The organism is Bartonella sp. AD24XZML (assembly GCF_042196485.1).
Classification (GTDB): Bacteria; Pseudomonadota; Alphaproteobacteria; order Rhizobiales; family Rhizobiaceae; genus Bartonella.
Map to the genome: position 1 here is coordinate 1 of NZ_JBHIQH010000047.1, position 8,485 is coordinate 8,485.

The 8,485-nt window shown below is 38.0% G+C and carries 6 protein-coding genes and 1 pseudogene; 5 read left to right on the forward strand and 2 right to left on the reverse strand.

All coding sequences use genetic code 11. The features are described 5' to 3' along the window. Positions 1–672: 672 nt before the first annotated feature. Both ACFIMX_RS04195 and ACFIMX_RS04200 read right to left on the reverse strand, forming a co-directional pair. Positions 673–1,893 (reverse strand): MFS transporter, encoded by a 1,221-nt coding sequence (locus ACFIMX_RS04195; protein ID WP_375640514.1) that lies wholly within the window; start codon positions 1,891–1,893, stop codon positions 673–675. Next, entirely contained in the window at positions 1,890–2,369 is a 480-nt protein-coding gene (locus ACFIMX_RS04200) for a hypothetical protein (protein ID WP_375655355.1), read from the reverse strand. Before ACFIMX_RS04200 ends, ACFIMX_RS04195 begins: the two co-directional genes overlap by 4 nt. Positions 2,370–3,142: 773 nt before the next feature. Between ACFIMX_RS04200 and ACFIMX_RS04205 the strand changes: the two are divergent. The 5 genes and pseudogenes from ACFIMX_RS04205 to ACFIMX_RS04225 all read left to right on the forward strand — a co-directional run. Then, positions 3,143–3,390, forward strand: a pseudogene (locus ACFIMX_RS04205) (baseplate assembly protein); the annotation flags it as partial. Between the two features lie 228 nt (positions 3,391–3,618). Continuing rightward, positions 3,619–4,848 carry a YbfB/YjiJ family MFS transporter gene (locus tag ACFIMX_RS04210; protein ID WP_375618622.1) on the forward strand — a complete coding sequence of 410 codons (1,230 nt, stop codon included), beginning with the start codon at positions 3,619–3,621 and terminating at the stop codon, positions 4,846–4,848. Between the two features lie 77 nt (positions 4,849–4,925). After that, positions 4,926–6,794, forward strand: coding sequence for an FAD/NAD(P)-binding protein (locus tag ACFIMX_RS04215; RefSeq protein ID WP_375640512.1), 1,869 nt, complete (start codon positions 4,926–4,928; stop codon positions 6,792–6,794). Positions 6,795–6,852: 58 nt separating this feature from the next. Beyond that, a complete protein-coding gene (locus tag ACFIMX_RS04220) occupies positions 6,853–8,124 on the forward strand; it encodes a hypothetical protein (protein ID WP_375694066.1) in 1,272 nt (423 codons plus the stop codon). A gap of 14 nt (positions 8,125–8,138) precedes the next feature. Next, positions 8,139–8,348 carry a 2-hydroxymuconate tautomerase family protein gene (locus ACFIMX_RS04225; RefSeq protein WP_375607418.1) on the forward strand — a complete coding sequence of 70 codons (210 nt, stop codon included), beginning with the start codon at positions 8,139–8,141 and terminating at the stop codon, positions 8,346–8,348. The last annotated feature ends 137 nt before the right edge of the window (positions 8,349–8,485 follow it).

Genomic DNA, 8,485 nt, shown 5'->3' on the forward strand with positions numbered 1-8,485 from the left:
ATCAAAGGAATCAAAACTCCCGAACTTTTATATAATCTATTGATTTTATATAAATATAACGCTCTCTTCCTCTCCGCCATCTATTGTTATAAAAGCAGTTGACTGTGTATCGGAATTCTGTTTATCCCGTTGGGATTATGCCTCTCATATAAAAAGCATGTTCTAAACACAAATATACTTGTGTTGCCGATTTATGCACTTGTTTTAAAGAGATATCTTTGCAATGTGTATAAGCCCATTTTGCGACGCTGCCTCGTAAATGGTATAAAACATAAAAGTTTCTGTGAGACATATAAAGCCTTATAAAGCCACACCATTTGTATACTTATGAAGATGCAAAGAGGCATATTATATATCTGCCTTCCTGTTGTTATAGATTTTGACTATGAGAGTTCATAAAAGGCATTTTTCCTTTCTAAATCGTTTTTATTTATACGGCTTTCTTTGCTTATGATGTGCAAGCAAATGATTTTGATTGTTTCAACCATAAAGCAGATTTGAAAAGAAAAAATCTTACAATATTCGCGTTTGGTATATTATCATTATAAATCAACGTGTTGCTTTATATTTGCATTGTATATTGAAAGTTGGATGTGGCAATGCTCTCAAAAAAGTTATAGATTTCTTTTAGAAGAAAACATTGTGGGTAATAATTTTAAAATTTTCCTCTCATCATAGAGACTTTTGAGAGTGTTTCATCCATTTCATGACAATCAAACCACATATGAAAAAAGTAATGGTCGGTAATATTAGGTAGTAAGATGGAGAAACTTTTGCAGGAAGAAAAGAAATAATACTCAATACTGTAATTGAAAATATTCTTCCGCTAAAAGAGACAGCACCAACAACACCGGAAATATGCTGCGTTTGTTTTTGATTAAGTTCTGAGAAAAATAAGCTTTTTGCACCGATCGGTACAGTGCAAATAAATCCATGGATTAAAGAGAAGGCGATGACTGATGCAGCAGTTTGATGGCTATGAACTGAAAAATAGAGCGCTATGCACATCAGTGCAGAAAAGAAGGAAAAATATTTTATAGAATTCTTATATTTTTTATCAAGAACATGATACTTAGACATCAGTAAATTTGAAAAATATTGTGCTGAAAAGGCTCCAATATGGCAGCACATCAAGATGAGCATTTGCGAACCGTTGAGGTGATGAATTTTTCCCCCTGAAAGTATTATCGGTTGCCAGAAATGATAAATAATCTGAATACCAGCGCTAAAAAGGCACATGAGGAAAATAAACCATGCTCCTCCTACTGTATTTTGAAATACCCAAAGCGTTTCCTTGGCATTTTGTAAGATTGTTTTTGTTTTGGACGTTTCAATTGTCGTTTTCTTTTCTTCAGGAACAATAAGGAATATCAAAAAAATAAATCCCATCATGAGGCATGAGATGATATATCCCATAAAATATCGTCCAGAGTAATAGATCGTTCCAATTCCTATAACCCCACTGAGAATACTTCCGAAAGAGTTAACCTGGTGGTAGAGATGAGCATAATGCGAAAAGTGATCCTGTTTATCGCCTAGAGAATGGTAAATCCATCCGTCAATGGCGCTGACAATGATGCAAATGCCCGCTGCATAGAGAATTTGCGCAATAATAAGTGCTGTCATATTAGGAGCTTGAAGGCATAGAAGATAAAATACTCCTGTCATAAAGACCCCAGCCATAACGGAATATTTACGCCGATATCTGTCAGATAAAACAGCGCAGGGAAAATCAAGCAGCAGGATGGTGGTGGAAAAGACAACCTGAAGTAGAGCTAATTGCGCCAGACTCACTCCCATGGACATTAAAAAAATAGCATGGTAAACACCAATGAGCATGCGGACAGCATTATAGGATCCATAGGTGAGAGCAAGGGTGCGTGCTCTGTTCATTGTGTTGTTCCATAGATTGTACAATAAGAATTTTCATTGAAAAGAATATTTTTCTGTGAAAAGGGAGCGGTTTCATATCCCCATTCAGGGATTAGTGGAAAGAAGGCTTCCATAACCATCCCAAAATTTAAAAGGTCCCTTAGTCCATATGGGACTTCAAAGCGTATTAATGAGAGCAAATGATGCAATTGTAAAGTGATTATGAGAAGCAACATAAGCCTCATAAATGAGATTGTTATTTTTTGAGGGGAGTTGCTTGTGGGGCTGTTGCTTCCGTAGTAATCATTTTGTCTAGATCTGTAAAATGACCCTAGGACGGCAAGATCATTGACATAATTAGGACTTATAGAAGTATGTTTATTTTTTATACACCATTTACTGATCCATTCTCTTTGCTGATCAGCTGAAATAGCACAAATGATCCATAAATCAGTTTTTGGTAATTTTTTGATATCTTTTTTTATAGTCATCAACATTTGTAATCCCCCCCATTCTTTCTGACTGTTTCTCCGTATCACTTTACGTCTAAAATTTTTTTTCAGAATTCATCTTTACTTTATTTATTAAAAAGATTGTCTCGCAAGGTGCGTTTTGATCACGTCATTATGATTAAGAATTAAATTTCTGATATAAGAGGAAGGGGGCATGATACATTGTGACTAAATACATAAATCCCTCCATATCCTGAAATGATGATTTCCTTTTACAAAACAGTATCCTGAATGGAAGCTCGATAACCATTACTTTGATCATGGAAATGATAACCTAAAAGAGTGCTTATGAGTGCTTGAAGATATTCTTTAGATATTACAGAAAGAACAAGAAAATAGTTAAAAAAATCAAACTTGGGATGAAAGCTTTCATCTTATGATGGATGATGGTGAATTTTAAACTTCATCTACTTTTTTTTGATCTACTGTGCTGTAAGAAAGATCAAACTCCCCCAATTCATGTCTCTAATTTAGATCATTGGTCATAAACATTATATACTTTCTTTTCAAATTATAACTTTGCTCATTGCTTGTCTTCACTGATTAAATTAACATTTCTCTAAAAATGCCGCTTGAGAAAAATGCATCCTATCAGTTTAATATTCTATGATCTTTTAATTAATTTAAGGAAGATAACATAAAATATACGATAAAAAATGAATAAATTTCAATTTTTATAAAAAACACAAACTTTTTTACTGCTGCTGATAAAAAACAAAGCTATATTAAAAGTAGCCTTTATACCCTTCAATACCATTGATTTTTGGTTGTTACCGGATGAAGGTTCCTTTGTTTTGGAAAGAGCAGAGCAGAGTTTAAGAGAAGAATGGGCGCGTGCGCAAAAGCTTGGGCGTGATTTGTCTTTAAGTTGGATACTAAGCCGCCTGATGGTTGAAGGTGTTCACCATGTGAACATAACGCAACCTTGTAAGGATGTTTTAGTCGCACCTGATGAAGCAGAGCTTTAGGGGATATTGTCTTGTCTGAACGGGGGCGTGCTTATTGATTTTCTCGTTGTTATTGCTGCTTAATTTCAGCCATTATTTTTCTGAAAAAGAAGCTTTGTAGGGAGAAGATCATACATGGAGCAGGGCGTAAAACGATGAAATGCATATAACTGATCCAGTAATGTTGACAATAATCGTTAAATATGTTGCTCTGGCTACCTAAACAAATGGCTAGATTGGCTTTTATTCTCTGAGATAAGTGTTACTCTCAATGAGATAGAATGCGGATGAGCGAATTATTAGTTAAGGGATTAAGAGTAATGGGGGGGAAAAATAATCGTCAAGATTTGAGTTATTTCAAAATCGCTGTATTCGGTATGATTATTATGATTTTGGGGATGGGGATTGGGCGATTTTTCTATACGCCGGTATTTCCAGTTATGTTGGATGAAGGATTGTTTACCTTTAAGCAACTTTCTTATATAGCTAGCGCTAATTATGGCGGTTATTTAGTTGGGAGTATGTTTTTTTCGTTTTGCAGATTTGGGTATATATCTCGTGCTCCCTACATGTTATCTGGTGCAGCTATAGTGACGAGTGCACTTATTTTTGCCATGGTATTAACAACAAACTTTTACTTGGTCTTCTTTATCCGCTTTGCTGCCGGTATCGCGAGTGCGGCAATGATGATTTTTGGTTCTATGATGGTTATGCAGCATAGTCACAAGTTGTGGGTTATTGCTTCGCTCTATGCAGGTGTGGGAGTTGGTATTCTGCTGGGTAATGAGTATGTTATTATTGGTTTGAGTAAATCGCTGAACGCGAAAAATATTTGGTTTGGAGCTGGTTTTATATCTGTTGTATTGTTGCTCTTGTTGTTTATTTTATTTCCACGTCGTGTTGATGCGTCTCAATTTGCTATTAATGAGTCATTGGCACACGAAAATATCGTTTGGTGGGAACTCGCTCTGATTTATGGGCTTGCTGGGTTTGGTTATATTATTGTCGCGACATATCTTCCTCTGATGGCGAAAACATTTAATTTCCCACTACTCGCTAACCACTTATGGTCGTTTGTCGGAATAGCCATTGTTCCTAGTTGTTTCATTTGGTTATGGGGAGCCCATCGGTGGGGGGTATTACGTTGTTTGATGCTCAATTTGCTTATCCAAGGAGGATGCGTATTACTGACATTATTCAGCCAGTCTCTTGTACTGATCGTTCTCAGTTGTATAGGGTTTGGATTTACTTTTATGGGGACGACCTCTCTAGTTATGCCGTTAGCTAAGCGTTTGTATGCGCCGTATGGCATAAATCTGCTAGGCTTGGCTACCTTAACTTACGGTTTTGGCCAAATATTAGGACCTCTCTTGACGAGTTTTTTACAGTTTGGTTCACATGCCATTGCGCTTTCCGTTATCTGTGGTGCTGTAGCGCTTTTTGCTGCTGCTGGAATCTGTCAATATTGTCTTTGTAAAAAGGTAGTTGGCGTTTCAGAAACCCGCAATCTTCACTAAAAAGTCGAGAGAATTTATTCCATTCTTTTTGAAACATTTTGTGAAAGTCAAATTATTCTAATAGGGGAGATTACAGAATGCTTCACTCTACAGTCGCTATTTTGGGCGTTGGTCCTCGTGGGATCAGTATTCTCGAACGCTTGCTCACACTTTATTCCCATTATCCATTTTCTGGGAACATTGATATTTTATTGATTGATCCCAATGAGATGGGAACCGGTACCCATAGTGTGCATCAGCCAGATCATTTATTGGTTAACACTGTCGCTTGCCAGATTACTTTATTTGGTGATGATACAGTTAAGGGTGTCGGGCCTATTCGTAAAGGGCCGAATTTCTATCAATGGGCTATTCAACAAGGTTATCGTAATATTAACGGTGTTTTTTCTCGTACAGAGCATGATGTTGGGAGAGAAATCAAAGAAAATGATTATTTATCACGTCGTTTGTTAGGGGAATACCTGTCTTGGGCTTACCAAGAGCTCACGCAAGATTTACCTTCCGGTATTCGTATTAAGGAGATCCGACAAAAGGTTATTAATCTCCATATCCACCAAGATAATAAAACGGATGTTCTTTTGGAAGATGGCTGTCGTTATAGTGTAGATTTTGTTTATATGACCACGGGTCACGGTAAGAATATATATTCATCGCATGATGAAAGCCTGCAACAGTTTGTGGCTGCTCACCAAATGAAAAACGCGCTTTTGAACTATTATTCGAATCCTTATCCAATTGAAAAGTTGGATTCTATACAATCTCAGTCTCGTGTGCTGGTGCAGGGAATTGGATTAACCAGCTATGATGTCTTGTCGCAATTGACTTACGGTCGCGGTGGGACTTTTACTGAAAATGCTGGACAATTGCGCTACATGCCAAGCGGCAAAGAACCGAAGATAGCTCTATTCTCCCGTCAAACATTGCCTTTTAGTAGTCGCGGGATTAATCAAAAGGGTGGTAGTGGGCAATACATACCATCATTCCTTACTCTCGATGTAATACATCATCTGCGTAAGCAATCCAGCATTGCTAACGGTTCTCCGAAGCTGGATTTCGAAACGCAGCTTTTACCTCTGTTGCTTAAAGAAATGTGTTATGTCTATCGAAGTACGCAGCTGGGGCACTGGCTAGACCCTGAAACCTATGTTGTTACTTCCAAAGACGAGCAGTGTATTCAAGCGTTGCTGTATCCTCATCGAAATAAAATATTTGCCTCTTTGAAGGATTATACAAGATTCTTCATGGAGCATTTGAAGGATGATCTTCATTCTTCCGCTGAAGGTAATGTTGATGGCCCAGTGAAAGCTGCTACAGATGTGCTACGAGATATCCGTGATATCTTACGTTCAGCAATTGATTTTTGCGGGTTAACGTCTTCATCTCACAAGTACTTTATTGAATATTTTAATCCAAACTTTAACCGTATTTCTGTCGGCCCACCGATGCAGCGAAACCAAGAGTTGAAGGCTCTGATGGAGGCTGGTATCGTGACTTTGGCTGGCGGTCCTTCACCTAAACTTGTTCTCAATGCTAGTACCAGCCGTTTCGAAATTCAGTCTGTTTTTCAAGATGAAAACAGTTCAGTTGATGGAGATGTGCTGATCAAGGCCAAGATTGATAGTTTTTCTCCGTTGCGTGATGAGTCCCCTTTTATCCAGAATTTGGCTGGTCAGGGCATCATTCGACCATTTATCAACCAAGGATATCATCCTGGTGGTATTGATATTGACCGTCGGCAGCATCCTATAGACACTAAAGGGCAAATACAAAATACATTATGGGTGGTCGGTAATCCAGTAGAGGGGCCTAATTTTTATACATATATTTTGCCTAGGCCTTTAGTTAATTCTCGTGCATTGCGGGATGCAGGGCGCTGTGTCACTGACATGTACGAGCAGCTTCTTAATCGCTACTCAGTCAAAGATTCAACAATTAATGTACATTGATGATGGAAAAAGCTTCCTGATACGCATGTCCTCCGTATCCGTTATAATGGCGATGCTGATGCTATTCATTTTTCTTATGTCTATCTCAATAAGAACTTGGTTTCTTATTCCATTGGCTGGAGTGACTGTTTTCGGTTATTTGCTTTTAACGATACCATACTGGTGGTTGAAGGGGAATGCACGCAGTGGTGTGTTCATCCTGTTGGCTTGTACTTTAGTGCTGATATGGCGTTGGCACTTGCCTGATGTTCGTACTGTGCTTGTGCGTTTTACTGATGTCTTTTGGCTATTACTCGCCATGGGATTGTTGCGCCATGTGATGAATACATGGCGTATTTCAGAATTTCTCTCTGAACGGTTGATGCGCTATGGAAAGGGTTCGCTTACCCTGTCCATCGCGATACTGACTGCGTTTTTAGCTTGGCCGATGAGTTTGGGGGTTATCCCACTAATGATTGATGCCTTGAAGAAAAGTGTTTTTTCCTCTCGCCATTTGGCCGCTATTGTGATGCGAATGATGAGCATCACGATGGTATTGATACCGACCAGCATCGGTGCAGCAACAGTTTTCGCTGCTATGCCTAGAACACCAATATTCACATCCGCTGCTTTGGGGATACCACTTTTTCTATTCAGTCTGTTGTTGTTGTGCCTTTCTCCTGTTGTACCGCTAGCTAACCCGATTATTTGCGATGAGAGAAGAGCGAATAAAGAAGGAGAGAGAGTAAGAATTTGGATTTTTTTGATATTTTTCTGGCTAATATTTATCGTTGCGTTGACAGTTATCAAGTTGAATGCACTAAAAAGCATTGCATTGACGGCAAGCATTCTATACGTCATTGAGCGTGTGAGTTCACGCAGTATTGATTTTTTGACTCCTTTGGTGGCAGTGATACGCAGTATATCCAGTGAAATTATGTTGTTGCTAGGTTGTAGTTTGCTAATATCTACTTGTGATTTGCTTATTCCTTTGTTGCCGGTGACATTTAGTCACTCATTGGCATCACTTTCTGTTTGGCAGCGTTATGCCTGTATTCTCTTTTTATTGCCAATTTTCAGTGTAGTAGGAATTCATCCTATGGTGCTATTTAGTTTGGCATTTCCCTTACTAGGGTCATCGATGGCTTATGGGGTTACGGATTATTTGGTTTGGATTTGCTTCTTTATTGCAGCTCAACTCCTTTCTCCTGTATCAATAAATGCTATTTTTGCTTCCAGTAGCCTACGTATTTCACCTGTGGATACGAGTTTTAAAATGCATAGTTATTATGTATTAATATTTAATCTTTTTGCGTTCATTTATTTGAGCTTTTTTATTCAATATTTGTAAATTATGGAGATCTTATGCCTTACATAAATATTAAAATTACTAATGAAGGGGTTACCTCTGAACAGAAACGGCAACTAATAGAAGGGGCAACTCAATTATTAGTTAATATTCTGAATAAAAATCCGAAAACGACTGTTGTCGTGATTGATGAAGTGGAGACAGACAATTGGGGTATTGGTGGTGTCCCCATTACAGAATTAAGAAAAGCTCAAAATAAAGAATAACTCTGTGTATTTGACAATAATTTAAGGTCAATAGGGATAATCAATGTAAAAAATCACGTCCTTTAGCAACATTTGATCAGACCGCTATTGGTGCGGTTGTGACAGCGCCTGATGCTGACAACCAAGTTTTTCCCCTC